Source organism: Streptomonospora alba (genome assembly GCF_000826685.1).
GTDB lineage: Bacteria > Actinomycetota > Actinomycetes > Streptosporangiales > Streptosporangiaceae > Streptomonospora > Streptomonospora alba.
This window is the reverse complement of the sequence record NZ_JROO01000045.1, coordinates 99,817-115,802: the sequence shown is the minus strand read 5'-3', so window position 1 is coordinate 115,802 and position 15,986 is coordinate 99,817. Positions and strand designations below refer to the sequence as shown.

Sequence of the window (15,986 nt, the reverse complement as noted above, 5' to 3'; positions counted from 1 at the left end):
CGTTCCGTCATCGGTGCTTTCACCAGTGCGGCGGACGCTCCTCCAGCAGGCGCTCGGTGTTGTCGTCGGGACCGTCGCCCCAGCCGGGCCCGTGCTCGTCCCGAGTCGTGTCGGGCAGCACATCCAGTTCGTCCTCACCCAGGTCCACCACGCGCTCGTCGTCGGGTCCGCTCATCGCCAGGCCTTCCTGTCCGTTCTCCGTCGGTTGCTGTCGGGTCGGGCCGCCGCGACGCCGCGGGTTCCGCGGCGGCGGAGCCGGGTGCCCGGGCCCCGGCGGGCCCGAGCACCCGGACGCCGTACTCGGGCGCCTTACTCGTCGGCGTCGAAGACGGGGTTGCGGTCGCGGCTGCGCTTGAGCTCGAAGAAGCCGTCGGTCCCGGCCACCAGCAGCACGCCGTCCCACAGCCGCCCGGCGTCCTCGCCCTTGGGCGCGGGGGTGACCACCGGGCCGAAGAAGGACACGCCCTCCACCGAGATGACCGGGGTGCCCACCTCGTAGCCGACGCGGTCCATGCCGTCGTGGTGGGAGCGGCGCAGCGCCTCGTCGTAGTCGGTGGACTCCGCGGCCTCGGCCAGGTCCTCGGGCAGCCCGGCCTCGGCCAGCGCGGCGCGGTAGGTTTCGGCCGCCCGCGGCTCCTTGCGGTGGTGGAAGCGGGTGCCCAGCGCGGTGTAGAGCGGGAGGAGCACATCCGGGCCGAAGCGCTGCTCGGCGGCGATGCAGATACGCACCGGCCCCCAGCCCTCCTGCATCAGCGTGCGGTACTCCTCGGGGAGGTCGCGTCCCTCGTTGAGCACGCTCAGGCTCATCACATGCCAGCGCGGCAGCACGGGGCGCACCTTCTCGACCTCCAGCATCCACCGCGAGGTGAGCCACGCCCACGGGCACAGGGGGTCGAACCAGAAGTCGACGGGGACGGTCTCGCCGCTCGCCCGCTGTTCGCCATCAGCCACTGCAATCTCCTCGCAACCTCGTCGTGCAGCCTCGTGGTCCCGGCCGCCTCCGCCGCCCGCCGCGCCGGGGGTGCGGCCCGCGCCGGAAGGCCGCCGGCAATCTGCTTCAACCTCCGCCGCCGGTTCAGCATTCCGCCGCCGAGCGTGGCAGGATCGGACGCGGCAAGCTTTGCACCCCTCGATTCGGCGCTGCGGCGCGACACAGCGAATCCGCGACGGGGGCCCAGGGGGACCAGCGATTCCGGCCGGCGACGACGGCGGCCTGAAGGGAGCGGACGTGGCGGGCAATCTGACACGCGAGGAGGCGCAGGAGCGGGCTCGCATCCTGAGCGTCTCCTCCTACACCGTGGAGCTCGACCTCACCGGGAGCGACCAGACGTTCGAGTCCCGCACGGTGGTCAGATTCGACTGCGCCGAGCCGGGGGCCGAGACCTTCGTCGACCTCACCGCCCCCAGCGTCACCTCGGTTGTGCTCAACGGCGCCGAGCTCGACCCGGCCGAGGTCTTCGACGGCGGCAGGATCCGGCTGCGCGGTCTGCAGGCCCGGAACGAGCTGCGGGTGCTGGCCGAGGCCGCCTTCATGCGCACCGGCGAGGGCCTGCACCGCTTCGTCGACCCGGTCGACGGCCGGACCTACCTCTACACCCAGTTCGAGACGGCCGACGCGCAGCGCATGTACGCCTGCTTCGACCAGCCCGACCTCAAGGCCTCCTTCGAGCTCACCGTCTTCGCCCCCGCCGACTTCGAGGTGGTCTCCAACAGCGCTCCCGAGGTCGCCGGCGAAGCGGTCGAGGACCCGGCCGGCCCCAAGGCGCGCTGGCACTTCCCCGCCACCGAGCCGGTCTCGACCTACATCACGGCGCTGATCGCCGGTCCGTACCACGTGGTGCGCGACGAGCACGACGGGATTCCGCTGGGCGTGTACTGCCGGGCCTCGCTGGCCGAGCACCTCGACGCCGACGCGATCCTCGAAGTCACCAAGCAGGGCTTCGACTTCTACCACGGGCTGTTCGGGCTGCGTTACCCCTTCGGCAAGTACGACCAGCTCTTCGTGCCCGAGTTCAACGCCGGCGCGATGGAGAACGCCGGCGCCGTGACCTTCCTGGAGGACTACGTCTTCCGCTCCCGGGTCACCGACGCCCGCTACGAGCGCCGCGCGGAGACCATCCTGCACGAGATGGCGCACATGTGGTTCGGCGACCTGGTCACCATGCGCTGGTGGGACGACCTGTGGCTGAACGAGTCGTTCGCGACCTTCGCCAGCGTCTACTGCCAGGTCAACGCCACCAAGTGGACCGAGGCCTGGACCACCTTCGCCAACATCGAGAAGGCCTGGGCGCTTCGCCAGGACCAGCTGCCCTCCACCCACCCCATCGCCGCCGACATGGCCGACATGCAGGCGGTCGAGGTCAACTTCGACGGCATCACCTACGCCAAGGGCGCATCGGTGCTCAAGCAGTTGGTGGCCTACGTGGGCGAGGACGCGTTCTTCGCCGGAGTCCGCGCCTACTTCGCCGAGCACGCCTGGGGCAACACCGAGCTGTCGGACCTGCTGCGCCATCTGGAGCAGGCTTCCGGGCGCGACCTGTCCACGTGGTCGCGCGAATGGCTGGAGACCGCCGGTGTCAACACCATGCGCCCGGAGTTCGAGGTCGGCTCCGACGGCGCCTTCACCTCCTTCGCGGTGCGCCAGGAGGCAGCCGAGGAGCACCCCACGCTGCGGTCCCACCGGCTGGCGGTCGGGCTCTACGACCGCACGGAGCAGGGCGTCGTCCGCCGCGACCGCGTCGAGCTGGACGTCTCGGGCGAGCGCACCGAGGTGCCGGAGCTGGTCGGCAAGGCCCGGCCCGACCTGGTCCTGGTCAACGACGACGACCTCACCTTCACCAAGATCCGCCTGGACGACCTGTCGCTGCGCACGGTCGTCGAAGGTGCCGGCGACATCGCCGAGTCCCTGCCGCGCGCCCTGAGCTTCGGCGCCGCCTGGGACATGACCCGCGACGCCGAGATGGCCGCCCGCGACTACGTGCGGCTGGTGGCCTCGGGCCTGAGCGGCGTCAGCGACGTGATGGTGGTGCAGTCGCTGCTGCGCCAGGCCGTCACGGCGCTGCACACCTACACCGACCCCGCCTGGCGCGACAGCGGGTTCGACCTGCTGGCCGCGCGGCTGCGCGACCTGCTCACCTCGGCCGAGCCGGGCGGCGACCTGCAGCTGGCCTACGCCAACGGGTTCGCGGAGGCGGCCGTCGGCGGCGAGCACCTCTCGCTGCTGCAAGGGCTGCTGGACGGCGCGATCACGGTCGAGGGACTGACCATCGACACCGACCTGCGCTGGACGCTGCTGCGCCGCCTGGTGGCCGCGGGCCGTGCCGGCGAGAAGGAGATCGCCGCCGAACTGGTCCTGGACCCCACCGCCACCGGTGAGCGCCAGGCCGCCGGCTGCCGCGCCGCCATCCCCACGTCCGAGGCCAAGGCCCAGGCCTGGGACCGGATCCGCTCGGGCGAGATGGCCAACGCCGAGTTCCGCGCCACCCTGTCCGGGTTCACCGAGCCCTCCCAGCGCGAGCTGTACCGCCCCTACGTGGACCGCTACTTCGACCTGCTGGAGCAGGCCTGGCGCGAGTGGACCGGCGAGTTCGCGCAGACCTTCGCGGAGATGGCCTACCCGCGCCACCTGGTGGAGGAGGAGACCGTCCGCCGCACCGAGGAGTACATCGAGAAGCACAGCCCGGCGCCGGCGCTGCGCCGCCTGCTCGTGGAGGGCCAGGCGGGCGTGCGGCGGGCCCTGGAGGCCCAGCGCTGCGACGCCCGGGCCGCCGGGTAGCCGCGGCCGTTCGCAGGAAAGGCGGGGGCACCGCGAGCCGAGTCGGCCGGTGCCCCCGATGCCGTCCAGCCGGGGCGGGTGCCGTGCGGGTCAGGACTCCAGGTAGGAGGGCTCGATGAGCGGCCGCAGCGACCGGCGGGCGTGCTCGGCCAAGCGGGGATCGGCCATCAGCTCGTCGAGCAGCACCGGCTCCCCCTCGGCGGTGGTCAGCGGAATCCGCCAGTTGGGGTAGGCGTCGCTGGTGCCGGGCTGGTTCTGCATCCGCCGGTCGCCGACCACGTCGGCCAGTGATACCCCGATCATGTGCGCGGGGGTGCGCACCAGGTAGGTGTGCAGGGCGGCGACCACCGATCCGGGGTCGGAGAGCGGATCCACGTCCGGGTCGAGCAGCCCCAGCTCCACCAGGCGGCCGCGCCAGGCGGCGACCTGTGCTTCGGCGTCGGCGCGTTCCTCGGCCGCCGGGCGGTTGAGCAGACCCAGGTGCTCGCGCAGCTCCACATGCTCGGCGGAGAGGTAGGAGGCCACCGGCGGCAGGTCGTGGGTGGCCACGGTGGCCAGGCAGTCCGGGCGCCACTCCTCGGGGCGGCGAGGGCTCCCGTCGTCCCTGCGCTCGAACCACAGCACCGAGGTGCCCAGGACGCCGCGGTCGCTGAGGTGGTCGCGCACCCAGGGCTCGACCGTGCCCAGATCCTCGCCCACCACGACCGCGTCGAACTGCTGGGCGGCCAACAGCAGGCTGCCGACCATGCCTTCGTGCTCGTAGCGGACGTAGGTTCCCTGGTCGGGCGAGGCCCCCTCGGGCACCCACCACAGCCGGAACAGGCCCATGACGTGGTCCATGCGCAACCCGCCGGCGTGCCGCAGCGCCTGGCCGAGGACCTGCCGGAAGGGGGTGTAGGCCTGCTCGGCCAGCCGGCCGGGGTGCCAGGGCGGCTGGCCCCAGTCCTGGCCGCGCTGGTTGAACTCGTCGGGTGGCGCGCCCACGCTCACGCCGGGCGCCACGGCTTCGGCGAACATCCAGGCGTCGGCGCCGCCGGGCTGTACCCCCACGGCCAGATCGTGCACGACGCCCAGCGCCATGCCGGCCGCGCGCGCACCGGCCTGGGCGGCGGCGAGCTGGTCGTCGAGGATCCATTGAAGCCAGCGGTGGAACTCCACGCCCGGCCAGCGGCGCAACGCCTCGGCGCCGACCGTGTGGGCCGAGACGTCGCGCAGCTCGGCCGGCCAGGCGCGGTAGTCGGTGCCGTGCTCCTCGGCCAGGGCGCACCAGGTCGCGTACTCCACCAGTGGCGCGCCCTCCCGGGCGAGGAAGGTCTGGAAGTCGGCTTCGCGCGCCGGAGTGCGCGGCACCTGGAACAGCATGGTCAGCGCGGCGCGCTTGGCGTCCCAGACGGCGTCGCGGTCGAGCAGGTCGGCGGTGCGGGCGTGCTCGCGCAGGGGCCGGGCCAGGCGCTGGATGGACTCGCGCTGGGCGGGCTCCAGGGCGGCGTACTCGGGGACGTCCTCGATGCGGATGTTGAGCGGGCCGCCGTAGCGGCGGCTGACGGGGAAGTAGGGGGAGGGCTCGATGGGGCTGACGGGCTCGGTGGCATGCAGGGGATTGACCAGGGTGAAGTCGGCTCCCAGGTCCCGCGCGCTCCAGTCGGCGAGCTCGGCGAGGTCGCGCAGGTCGCCCATGCCCCAGGACGCGCGCGAGCGCAGCGAGTAGAGCTGGGCCATCATGCCCCAGACGCGCCGTTCCCCGGGGCGGGAGGCGAGGCGGTCGGGCACCACCAGCAGCGGGGCCTGCTGGCGCACGGCCCCGTTCTCCACGTGCAGCGTGTGGCGGCCCAGCGGCAGGTGCGCTCCGGGCTCGCTCCAGCCGCCGCCGGCCTGCTCGACCCAGCAGCGTGAGAGGTCGGGCAGCGGCAGCTGCGGAGTGCGGCCGGCGCGCGTGACCACGCAGGGCGGAAGCAGCCGTGTGGCCTGGCGGGCCCAGTGCTCCTCCAAGGCGGCGCGGGGCGAGGCGGCGTCCACCCCGAGGGATCCCAGCACATGGCGGAGCGTGTCGACGGGGACGCGCACATTGCTGCCGCGCCAGTCCTCGTAGGTCGTCGCCACGCCGTATTCCTCGGCCAGCCGGGCCAGCTCCGCATCACTCACAGACAACGATAATGCCGCACAACGCGGATTCGTGGCGCGTCCGCCATGCCCGCACCGCTTTCCCCGGGAACGAATGTGACGTTTGCCGGGAAAATGAACTAAATGCCTATCGCGGCTTTTCTGGCTGTATAGCTCGGTACCATCGCGAGGGTGTTCGCGCCCTACCGTCGGCTCTTCGCTCTTCCGCACGTGCCATCGCTGCTGTTCTGGTCGCTGTGCGCGCGGCTGCAGATCGGCGGGCTGCCGATCGCGGTGACGTTCCTGGTCGCCGGGTGGACCGGCTCCTACGCCCTGGCCGGACTGGTCGCGGGCGGGCTGACCGTGGGCACCGCCGTGGCGGGACCGGTGCGCGGGCGGCTCGCCGACCGCCGCTCCAAGGCGCGGCTGATGCTCAGCTCGGCCGCCGTCTACGGCACAGGGCTGCTCGTGCTGGCGCTGCTGCCCGCGGCGCTGTGGTGGGCGGCGGTCCCGCTGGCGCTGGCGACCGGACTGTTCCAGCCGCCGGCCACCCAGATCGCCCGCTCCATCTGGCCGCGCCTGACGCACGGCCCCATGCGCCAGACCATGTTCGCCGCCGAGGCGACGCTGCAGGAACTGCTGTTCATCGCCGGTCCCCTGCTGGCTGCCGCGACCGTGGCGCTGGGCGGCGGCCGGCTGGGCGTGGCGGTCATGGCGGTCCTGCCGTGCCTGGGCGCCGCCGGGTTCGCCTACAGCCTCCGGCGCGCAGGGCTGTCGGAGCCCGCGCCCGCCGAGGAACCCGACCACGCGCGAGGCGGTGCCCCGGTGCCCGGCGGCATGCTGCTGAACCCCCGCGCGGCGCTCGTTCTGACCATGACCGCCCTGCTGGCGCTGGGTCTGGGCGCGATGGACCTGACCATGGTGGCCTTCTCCCGCGAACTGGGATCGCCCGGCTATGCCGGCGGGCTGATGGCCGTCTACGCCGCGGGGTCGGCCGCCGGCGGCCTGCTCGCGGGCACCTTCACCGGCCCGCCGCGTCCGGCTCGGCGGGCGCTGGGCACCGCGGCGGGCGCTGTCGTGCTCGTGCCACTGCTGCCGCCGCTGCTGCACCTGCCCTCGCCGTGGCTGCTGACACCGGTGCTGCTTGTCGCGGGCCTGGCCATCGCGCCTACCATCGCCGCGGTGACCGAGCGCATGGGCGACGCGGTACCGGCCCGCCGCCGGGGCGAGGCCTACGGCTGGCTCGCCTCGGCCCTCACCGGCGGAATCTCCGTGGCCGGACCGACGACCGGCTGGCTCATCGACACGGGCGGGGTCGCTGCGGGCGCCGCGGGTGCGGCCGCCGCGACGGCGCTGGCCGCATTGGCCGCGCTGGGCCTGGGCCCGGCCGCACCGACGGCGGCGGCTAGTCCCACCACACCTGGGGCCGCCGACCCGCCCACGGACGCGCCGCCTCCAGCTGGGCCGCCAGCGACAGCAGAGTAGGCTCGCCGCCCGGCCTTCCGGTGAGTTGGACGCCCGCCGGCAGGCCCTGAGCGCTCCAGTACAGCGGGACGCTGACCGCCGGCTGACCCGTGATGTTGGCCAGCGAGGCGAACGGGGTGAACTCCGTCATCCGGCGGATCTCGCCGGCGGGGTCGCCCTCGAAGTGGCCCACCGGCACCGGAAGCTTGGCGATCGTCGGACTGAGCACCGCGTCGTAGGGCAGAACGCGCGGCAGCACCTCGCGCCCGGCGTTCTGCAGGCGGGCGGTGGCGCCCATGTAGGCGGCGATGGAGGAGGCTGCCGCGCGCTCGCGCAGAGTGCGGGTGAGCGGGCGCAGCCGGTGCTCGTCGGAGGCATTCACCGGCTCGGCCGCGGCCATCGCCGCCCAGACCAGCTCGAAATCCTCCAGCAGCGCGGCGTCGAAGGGGACGTCGATCTCCTCGACGTCGTGGCCCAGCGCCTCCAGCAGCTTGGCCGCCTCCTCATGGGCGGAGACGACCTCGGGATCGACTCCCGCGCCCGGTATCGGCGAGGCGCTGAAACGGGCGATGCGCAGTCGGCCCGGCTCGCGCAGAGCGTGGCCGAGGAAGGTCTCGCCGGTCGCCAGCGGCGGTGCGGAGAAGTGGTCGCCGGGGCGGTTGACGGAGATGATGTCCAGGAGCAGCGCGGCGTCGGCCACGGTGCCCGCGATCGGGCCGGAGGTGGCGAGCCCGTTGAACTCGGGTTTGACGGGCCCCATGCTGACCCGCCCGCGGGTGGGTTTGAGACCGAAGACGCCGCAGGCCGAGGCCGGGATGCGGATGGAGCCGCCGCCGTCGCTGCCGTGGGCCGCGGGCGCGAGCCCGGCCGCCACTGCGGCCGCCGCGCCGCCGCTGGACCCGCCGGCGGAGCGGGTGAGGTCCCAGGGGGTGCGGGCGGGCGGGGCGAGGTCGTTCTCGGTGTAGCAGGCGCAACCGAACTCGGGGGTGTTGGTCTTGCCGGTGAACACGGCCCCTGCTGCGCGCAACTCGGCGGCCACGTCGGAGTCGGCGTCGGCGACGCGGTCGGAGTAGACGGCCGATCCGCCGGTGTAGGGCAGGCCCGCTACCGGATCCAGGTCCTTGATCGGGATGGGGACCCCCAGCAGCGGCGGGGGTTCGCCCGGCGTGTCGGACAGCACCTCGTCTTCCGCGTTCTGGGCCTGCTCGCGCGCGAATTCGCCCGTAACCGCAATAAAGGCGCCGAGCCGGTCGTCGAGACGCTCGATACGCGTGAGGTAGTGATCCGTGATCTCCACCGGGGAGAGCTCGCGGCGACGGACTGCTTCGGCCTGTTGGATCGCCGTCAGCTCGTGGATTTCGGCCATATCGACAGAGCGTAGTCCGCAACAGCCGGTGTGAGAAACGCGCGCCACGGGCAGGCTTATCGCGGTACTTCTCTAGAGAGCTGGGAAAGCACTGTCTTTCCCTGGAGCAACCCTGCGCACACGTGAGAACGCACCCCGAAACGGGGAAGAAAAGTGTGAGATTCGATGTACTAGGACTCGCATATGGATCGAACTACTCTTTCCAGCGTGGATTCGGCAACCTCAGTCAACGGCGCCGCGCAGCAGAGCCGCTCCGGATCGCCCTTCAGTACCGTCCGCACGACAGGTTCCAGTGGCGATCGCGGCGACCGCACCGCGTCTCGCGCGACCTACGGTGCGCTGACCTCGGCCTCGGGTCGGCGCTGGGTGCTGCGCGGCGGCGTCGCGGCCGCCGTCGGGGCACTCGGCGGCCTCCTCGCCCAGGACTGGCGGACCGGCGCCACGCTCGCAGCCGCGGTCCTGATCGCATTCATCGTCTACTCCTCCCGCCGCCACTCCGAGGTCCCGCGCTGGCGCAGGCCCTCGGCGGCGCAGCGCCGCACCGAGGCACAGCTGCGCGTGATGAGGCGCCTGGGCTATCGGGTGCTGCACGCCCGCGGCATCCCCGGCGGCAACGGCCAGATCGACCACTTCATCGTGGGTCGGCGCGGCGCCTTCGCCATCGACTCCGAGTCCTGGGACAAGCGGCTTCCGGTGCGCAACAAGCTGGAGAAGCTCTACCACGGCAAGTTCTCCAAGAACGAGCGCATCGACGAAGCGCTCGAGGAGGCGCGCTCGGCCGAGCAACTGATCAGCGAGCAGGTCGGGCGCGAGATCAACGTGCGCCCGTCCCTTGCCGTCTACGGCCCCACACTGCCGTGGGACAGCCACAACCTGCGCGGTGTCGACGTCATCTCCGGCACCAAGGTGCGCAAGTGGCTGCGTAGCGGCAACGCACGGCTGAGCGACGACGAGATCGCCGAGATCGCCGAGGCCGCCCGCAGAGTGCTGCCCGCCCGCTACTGAAGCACCGCCGACGCCGACCGGTTCGATTCGAGCCGCCCGCACCGCCCTTCCGCCCACCGTCCGCGAACGCGCCGGAACCCGCGGGTTCCGGCGCGTTCCGTCGTTCCGGGCCGAGTGCACGCGTCTCCACACGCCCGGACGTCTCATAATACGGACAACCGATCTCCGCAACCGAGACGTGTCGGGTCCCCAACGGGGCTACCATCGGAGGGGAACACATGTCGTCCACGCCCCTGGCGTCGATGGGAGCACCCCATGCCCGCGCTGCGCTCACGCACCGTCACCCACGGCAGGAACATGGCCGGCGCGCGCGCCCTCATGCGCGCGTCCGGCGTGGAACGTGAGGACTTCGGCAAGCCGATCGTCGCGATCGCCAACAGCTTCACGGAGTTCGTTCCGGGCCACGTGCACCTGCGCGAGGTCGCCGACGTCGTCGCCGGCGCCGTCCGCGAGGCCGGCGGGGTTCCGCGGGAGTTCAACAGCATCGCGGTGGACGACGGCATCGCCATGGGCCACGGCGGCATGCTCTATTCGCTGCCCAGCCGCGAGCTGATCGCCGACGCCCTGGAGTACATGGTCAACGCCCACTGCGCCGACGCGCTGGTGTGCGTGTCCAACTGCGACAAGATCACGCCGGGCATGCTGCTGGCGGCGATGCGGCTGAACGTGCCCACGGTCTTCGTCTCCGGCGGGCCGATGGAGGCCGGCAAGGCCACGGTGGTCAACGGCACCGCGGTCACCGAGCGCAAGCTGGACCTGATCGACGCGATGGTCGCCTCCGCCGACGACAGCGTCTCCGAGTCCGAGCTGGACACCCTGGAGGAGTCCGCCTGCCCCACCTGCGGGTCGTGCTCGGGCATGTTCACCGCCAACTCGATGAACTGCCTGACCGAGGCCATGGGCTTGGCTCTGCCGGGCAACGGCACGGTGCTCGCCACTCACACCTACCGCAAGCGCCTCTACGAGGACGCCGGCCGCAAGGTCGTCGAGGTCGCCCGCCGCTACTACGAGCAGGACGACTCCTCCGTGCTGCCGCTGTCGATCGCCTCGCCGGCGGCGTTCTCCAACGCCATGGCGCTGGACATCGCCATGGGCGGCTCCACCAACACGATTCTGCACCTGCTGGCCGCCGCCACCGAGGCGGGTGTGAAGTTCGGCCTGCCCGACATCGACGAACTCTCCCGCCAGGTGCCGTGCCTGTGCAAGGTGGCGCCGAACTCCGAGCAGTACCACATCGAGGACGTGCACCGAGCGGGCGGCATCCCCGCCATCCTGGGCGAGCTCGCCCGCGGCGGACTGCTGGACACCTCGGTGCCCACCGTCCACGGCTCCACCCTCGGCGAGTACCTGCAGCACTGGGACATCGCCCTCGACACCTGCGACGACGAGGCGCGCGACCTGTTCTACGCCGCGCCCGGGGGCAAGCGCACCACCAAGGCCTACTCCCAGGAGACCCGCTGGGAGACCCTCGACACCGACCGCGAGTCCGGCTGCGTCCGCGAGGTCGCCCACGCCTACACCGCCGACGGAGGGCTGGCGGTGCTCTACGGCAACCTCGCCCCCGACGGCGCCGTCGTCAAGACCGCCGGCGTCGAGGAGGAACTCCTCACCTTCACCGGGCCGGCGAAGGTGTTCGAGAGTCAGGAAGAGGCCGTCGACGGCATCCTCAACAAGCGGATCGAGCCCGGCGACGTGGTCGTCATCCGCTACGAGGGCCCCAAGGGCGGCCCGGGTATGCAGGAGATGCTCTACCCGACGAGCTTCCTCAAGGGCCGCGGTCTGGGCAAGGCCTGCGCGCTGATCACCGACGGCCGCTTCTCCGGCGGGACCTCGGGGCTGTCCATCGGCCACGCTTCGCCCGAGGCCGGCCAGGGCGGCGACATCGCACTGGTGCGCGACGGCGACACAGTGGTCATCGACATCCCCAACCGCACACTGATGCTGGACGTCGCGACCGACGAGCTGGACACCCGGCGCGAGCAGCTGCTCGCCGAGCTGGGCACGTTCCGCCCGCGCGACCGCGAACGGCCGGTCACCCAGGCGCTGCGCGCCTACGCGGCGATGGCCACCTCGGCCTCCACCGGCGCGGCACGCGACGTCAGCCAGATCGAACGCTAGAGGGGCGGAGGGCTCCGCCCGTCCGCGATGCCGTCAGGCGTCCTCCTGGTTTCCCTGGGGCCGGTGGTCCCGGAGGGGCCCACGCACGGCGGGCCGACGAAGGGACGGCGAGCGCGCTCGCGCGGGGCGCGCTGCGCCCCTTGCCGCGGGTTTCTGCGGTGGCGTCCCCGGGGCGCGGGCCCCGGGGACGCTCCTGCACGACAGGGGCTACCGCCCCGCCGGCCGCATCACCCGCCGCAGCAGCCTCCGCCGCAGCACCCGCCGGGGGCCGCGGGCGCCTCGGCCACACCCCCCACGGCGACGGTGGACAGCAGCTTGACGGTGTCGTCGTGCCCGCGGGAGCACGCGGCGGGCTCGGCGGACTCCGCCATCGGGCGGGATCGCTCGAACGTCTCGCCGCATTCGCGGCAGCGGAACTCATAGCGTGGCATGCGCACTAGGATAAGCGCCCGGCGGCGGGTGGGACCCGTCAGGCCCGCCGCCGGGCGCCCGCTCCGCCCACCGGGCGGATCGTCTGAGACCCCGTCGCCCGCGTCCGCCCCGAGGCGGCGGCACCGGGCGGCGGACCTGCCTCAGGCCGCCACGCGCGCCATGTACGGCGCCCACTGGGGGTCGCCGTGGTTCTCGCCGTTGATGAGCCGCCAGTGCAACCCGCGGGGGACGGTGGGTGTCACGTTCAGCTTCCACCCGAGCTCGTCCAGCAGCCGATCGGCCTTGCGGTGGTTGCACGTTTTGCAGGAGGCCACTACGTTCTCCCAGACGTGCGCACCGCCGCGGCTGCGGGGTATGACGTGGTCGATGGTCTCGGCCCGCTTCCCGCAGTAGGCGCAGTGGCTGCCGTCGCGCCTCATCAGGGCCACCCGCGTCAGAGGGACGCGGCGCCGGTAGGGCACCCTGATGTAGCGTCGGAGCCGGATGACCGAGGGCACCGACAGCGCCGTGGTGGCCGAGTGCAGTGCGGTGCCGCGGGCGTCGCCGTGCACCACTTCGGCCTTCTCCCGCAGCACGAGCAGGATCGCCCGGCGCAGCGGTAATGTCGTCAGTGGTTCGTAGCTCGCGTTGAGCAGCAGCACGTGGCGGTGTACTGTGTCGCCCTCCGTGCTGCGTGCGCTGTTCACAGCTGCTCCTCAGCCGCCGGAGCGAGCGGCCGTGTCTCATCCCCGGCAAGCCTGTCGGCCAGCCAGGAGGCCTCCTTGTCGACCGGCCGTATGACCGGTGGTGTTCGCGTTGCCACACGGACCTCCCGTGGGTGGTTCCCGCCGAGTAACGTCCCGCATTCAGTTTGCGTGGTCAGACCGCTCCGTCGCCACCCTAATTCTGCGCAGGCGACGAAAACCACCGGGTGATCCATGATCATCCGCGGGTGTCCGGCGACGTCCGAGGCGCGCCGCGCGCGGCCGATAGAGTTCTGGCCATGCCTGAACCCCGCTACCCCGCTGCCGAGCGCACCGGTTGCCAGGAGGACCTGTACGGCTACCGCGTCGCCGACCCCTACCGCTGGCTGGAGGACCCCCGCTCCCCGCACACCAAGGAATGGAGCGCCGCCCAGGACGCGCTGTTCAGCGCGCAGGCGGCGCGCTGGGGCGGGCGCGAGCGCTTCGCCGCCGACGTCCGGGAGCTGCTGGGAGCGGGGTTCGTCGGCGCGCCCAGCCGGCGGGGCGAGCTGTGCCTGTTCATGCGGCGCACGGGCGAGCAGGAGCACGGCGTCCTGTACGCGGCCGAACCGGGTCCCGACGGCACGCCCGTGGAACGCGCGCTGATCGACCCGACCGCGCTGGACCCCGGCGGCGACACCACGCTGGACTCCTGGCGCCCCGACCACGAGGGACGGCGGCTGGCCTATCAGCTCTCGGCGGGCGGAGACGAGGAGTCGCTGCTGCGGGTGCTGGACATCGCCACCGGCGAGATCGTGGACGGGCCCGTCGACCGGTGCCGCTACTCCCCGGTGGCCTGGCTGCCCGGCGGCGAGGCGTTCTACTACGTACGCCGCCTGCCGCCGGGCGAGGTCCCCGAAGGCGAGGAGCAGTACCACCGACGCGTCTACCTCCACCGGGTCGGCACGCCCACCGAGCAGGACGTGCTCGTCTTCGGCCAGGGCCGGGACATGACCGAGCACTACGGCCTCCAGGTCAGCCGGGACGGGCGCTGGCTGGTGCTGACGGCCGCCAAGGGCACGTCGGCGTGCAACGACGCCTGGATCGCCGACCTCGCCGAGAACGGCTGGGAACGCCCGCGCTTCGTCGGGGTCCAGGAGGGGGCCGACGCCGACGCGCTGCCGTCGGTGGGCCGCGACGGACGGCTGTACGTCTTCACCGATCGCGACGCACCGCGCGGGCGGCTGTGCGTGGCCGACCCGGACGCGCCCGGCCCCGACCACTGGCGCACCCTGGTGGCCTCCGACCCGGACGCGGTGATGATGGACTTCGCCGTTCTGGACGGGCCGGAACTGGACGAGGCCCGGCTGCTGGTCTCCTGGCGGCGGCACGCGATCAGCGAGGTCACCGTGCACAGCCTGGTGACCGGCGAACGACGCGGTGCGGTGGAGCTGCCGGGCCTGGGGTCGGTCGGCGGGCTCATGGTGCGGCCCGAGGGCGGCCACGAGGCCTGGTTCGGCTACAGCGACACGGCCTCGCCGCCGGCCGTCTACTCCTACGACGCGCGCACCGGCGGGGTGTCGCTGTGGGCCTCGGCGCCGGGCGCGCCCGAGGTGCCCGACGTGCGCACCGAGCAACTGGCGTTCACCTCGCGCGACGGCACACAGGTGCGCATGCTGGTGGTCTCCCCCGCCGGCGAGGTACGGCCGCGCCCGGCGATCCTCTACGGCTACGGCGGGTTCCGGATCTCCATGACGCCGGGCTACTCGGCGACCGCGCTGAGCTGGGTGCGCGCCGGCGGCGTCTACGCGGTGGCGAACCTGCGCGGCGGCCTTGAGGAGGGCGAGGACTGGCACCGGACGGGAATGCTCGGCGCCAAGCAGAACGTCTTCGACGACTGCGCCGCGGCGGCCGAGCACCTGATCGACAGCGGCCGCACGGCGCCGGACCGGCTTGCGGTGATGGGCGGCAGCAACGGCGGTCTGCTGGTGGGCGCGGCGATCACCCAGCGCCCCGACCTGTTCGCCGCGGCGGTGTGCTCGGCCCCGCTACTGGACATGGTGCGCTACGAGCGCTTCGGTCTGGGCGCCCTGTGGACGTGGGAGTACGGCAGCGCCGAGGTCCCCGAGGAGCTGGCCTGGCTCCTGGCCTACTCTCCCTACCACCGGGTGGCCGAGGGCACGGCGTATCCGGCGACGCTGTTCACCGTCTTCGACAACGACACCCGCGTCGATCCCCTGCATGCCCGCAAGATGTGCGCGGCCTTGCAGCACGCCACGAGCGTCCCGCTGGAGGACCGGCCCGTTCTGCTGCGTCGGGAGTCCGAGGTCGGCCACAGCTCGCGCGCGGTCTCGCGCACGGTCAGCCTCAGCGCCGACCAGTTGGCGTTCCTGGCCCACCACACGGGACTGGCGACCGCCGCGGAGTGACCGACGGCACCTCCGGCCGCACCGCCCCGACGGCGGTGCGGCCGGTGTCGGCCGATAGCGTGAGCAGACGGGCAGGCGCCCGGACGCGTCTTTCGGGAGGGTGGATCACCGTGGCGGAGGCCGCTACGCAGGCGGATGTGTCGCAGACGGCTGCAGAGGGGCCGCGTCGGCACGTGTTCCACGCACAGGTGCGCTTCGCCGACCTGGACCCGCTCAACCACGTCAACAACGTGCGGATGCTGACCTACCTCGAGGACGCCCGCATCGCCTTCCTGCGGCCGGACTTCGGGCCGGAGCGCCACGGGATGCTGGGCGGCCTGGTCGTGGCCCGCCACGAGATCGACTATCTGAAACCGATCCTCATGCGGCACGACCCGATCCGCGTGGAGACCTGGGTGACCGAGGTCCGCCACGCCAGCTTCCGGATCGCCTACGAGATCTGCGACGACGACAACGTCTACGCTCGCGCGGTCTCGGTCCTCGTCGGCTACGACACCGGGGACCAGTCCGTGCGCCGCCTCGACCAGGCCGAGCGCGACTACCTCAACGGCTTCCTGCTCCCGGAGAAGTAGGCGGCCCGCCCCGGGAGCACCGCCCGGGGCCACCGCGGCCTCGCCGCTGTAGGCGTGCCGCGC

At 72.6% G+C, this 15,986-nt stretch carries 12 protein-coding genes; 6 read left to right on the top strand and 6 right to left on the bottom strand.

Translation table 11 applies throughout. The features are described from left to right. Nucleotides 1–19: 19 nt before the first annotated feature. Both LP52_RS27840 and LP52_RS22140 read right to left on the bottom strand, forming a co-directional pair. Complete coding sequence (locus LP52_RS27840; RefSeq protein WP_169775396.1) at nucleotides 20–175, bottom strand: hypothetical protein; 156 nt, start codon at nucleotides 173–175, stop codon at nucleotides 20–22. 134 nt (nucleotides 176–309) lie between these two features. Then, the gene (locus LP52_RS22140) at nucleotides 310–951 is read right to left on the bottom strand and encodes a mycothiol-dependent nitroreductase Rv2466c family protein (RefSeq protein ID WP_040276284.1); all 642 of its coding nucleotides are present in this window, start codon (nucleotides 949–951) and stop codon (nucleotides 310–312) included. Nucleotides 952–1,228: 277 nt separating this feature from the next. Here LP52_RS22140 and pepN point away from each other — a divergent pair, with 277 nt between their 5' ends. After that, entirely contained in the window at nucleotides 1,229–3,775 is a 2,547-nt protein-coding gene (gene pepN, locus LP52_RS22135) for an aminopeptidase N (protein WP_040276283.1), read from the top strand. Between the two features lie 90 nt (nucleotides 3,776–3,865). Here the strand turns inward: pepN and malQ are convergent, their stop codons facing one another. Beyond that, the gene (malQ, locus tag LP52_RS22130) at nucleotides 3,866–5,917 is read right to left on the bottom strand and encodes a 4-alpha-glucanotransferase (RefSeq protein WP_040276282.1); all 2,052 of its coding nucleotides are present in this window, start codon (nucleotides 5,915–5,917) and stop codon (nucleotides 3,866–3,868) included. A 150-nt stretch (nucleotides 5,918–6,067) separates the two neighbouring features. On the opposite strand from malQ, the gene LP52_RS22125 reads away from it, so the two are divergent. Continuing rightward, complete coding sequence (locus LP52_RS22125) at nucleotides 6,068–7,360, top strand: MFS transporter (protein ID WP_040276281.1); 1,293 nt, start codon at nucleotides 6,068–6,070, stop codon at nucleotides 7,358–7,360. On the opposite strand, the gene LP52_RS22120 is transcribed toward LP52_RS22125, so the two are convergent. Next, entirely contained in the window at nucleotides 7,281–8,705 is a 1,425-nt protein-coding gene (locus LP52_RS22120; RefSeq protein ID WP_040276280.1) for an amidase, read from the bottom strand. The genes LP52_RS22125 and LP52_RS22120 overlap by 80 nt on opposite strands. Before the next feature lie 207 nt (nucleotides 8,706–8,912). On the opposite strand from LP52_RS22120, the gene LP52_RS22115 reads away from it, so the two are divergent. Together LP52_RS22115 and ilvD are read left to right on the top strand one after the other, a co-directional pair. Beyond that, entirely contained in the window at nucleotides 8,913–9,710 is a 798-nt protein-coding gene (locus LP52_RS22115; RefSeq protein ID WP_238581047.1) for a nuclease-related domain-containing protein, read from the top strand. A gap of 255 nt (nucleotides 9,711–9,965) precedes the next feature. Next, nucleotides 9,966–11,828 carry a dihydroxy-acid dehydratase gene (gene ilvD / locus LP52_RS22110; protein ID WP_084723405.1) on the top strand — a complete coding sequence of 621 codons (1,863 nt, stop codon included), beginning with the start codon at nucleotides 9,966–9,968 and terminating at the stop codon, nucleotides 11,826–11,828. A 227-nt stretch (nucleotides 11,829–12,055) separates the two neighbouring features. On the opposite strand, the gene LP52_RS22105 is transcribed toward ilvD, so the two are convergent. Together LP52_RS22105 and LP52_RS22100 are read right to left on the bottom strand one after the other, a co-directional pair. After that, nucleotides 12,056–12,259, bottom strand: a complete 204-nt coding sequence (locus LP52_RS22105; protein ID WP_040276325.1) for an FmdB family zinc ribbon protein — start codon at nucleotides 12,257–12,259, stop codon at nucleotides 12,056–12,058. A 141-nt stretch (nucleotides 12,260–12,400) separates the two neighbouring features. Then, on the bottom strand, nucleotides 12,401–12,901 hold the full coding sequence (locus tag LP52_RS22100) for an HNH endonuclease (protein ID WP_040276324.1): 501 nt from the start codon (nucleotides 12,899–12,901) through the stop codon (nucleotides 12,401–12,403). Nucleotides 12,902–13,242: 341 nt separating this feature from the next. Here LP52_RS22100 and LP52_RS22095 point away from each other — a divergent pair, with 341 nt between their 5' ends. Together LP52_RS22095 and LP52_RS22090 are read left to right on the top strand one after the other, a co-directional pair. Beyond that, nucleotides 13,243–15,351 (top strand): prolyl oligopeptidase family serine peptidase, encoded by a 2,109-nt coding sequence (locus tag LP52_RS22095; protein ID WP_040276278.1) that lies wholly within the window; start codon nucleotides 13,243–13,245, stop codon nucleotides 15,349–15,351. A 173-nt stretch (nucleotides 15,352–15,524) separates the two neighbouring features. Continuing rightward, entirely contained in the window at nucleotides 15,525–15,923 is a 399-nt protein-coding gene (locus tag LP52_RS22090; RefSeq protein ID WP_338011651.1) for an acyl-CoA thioesterase, read from the top strand. Nucleotides 15,924–15,986 lie beyond the last annotated feature (63 nt).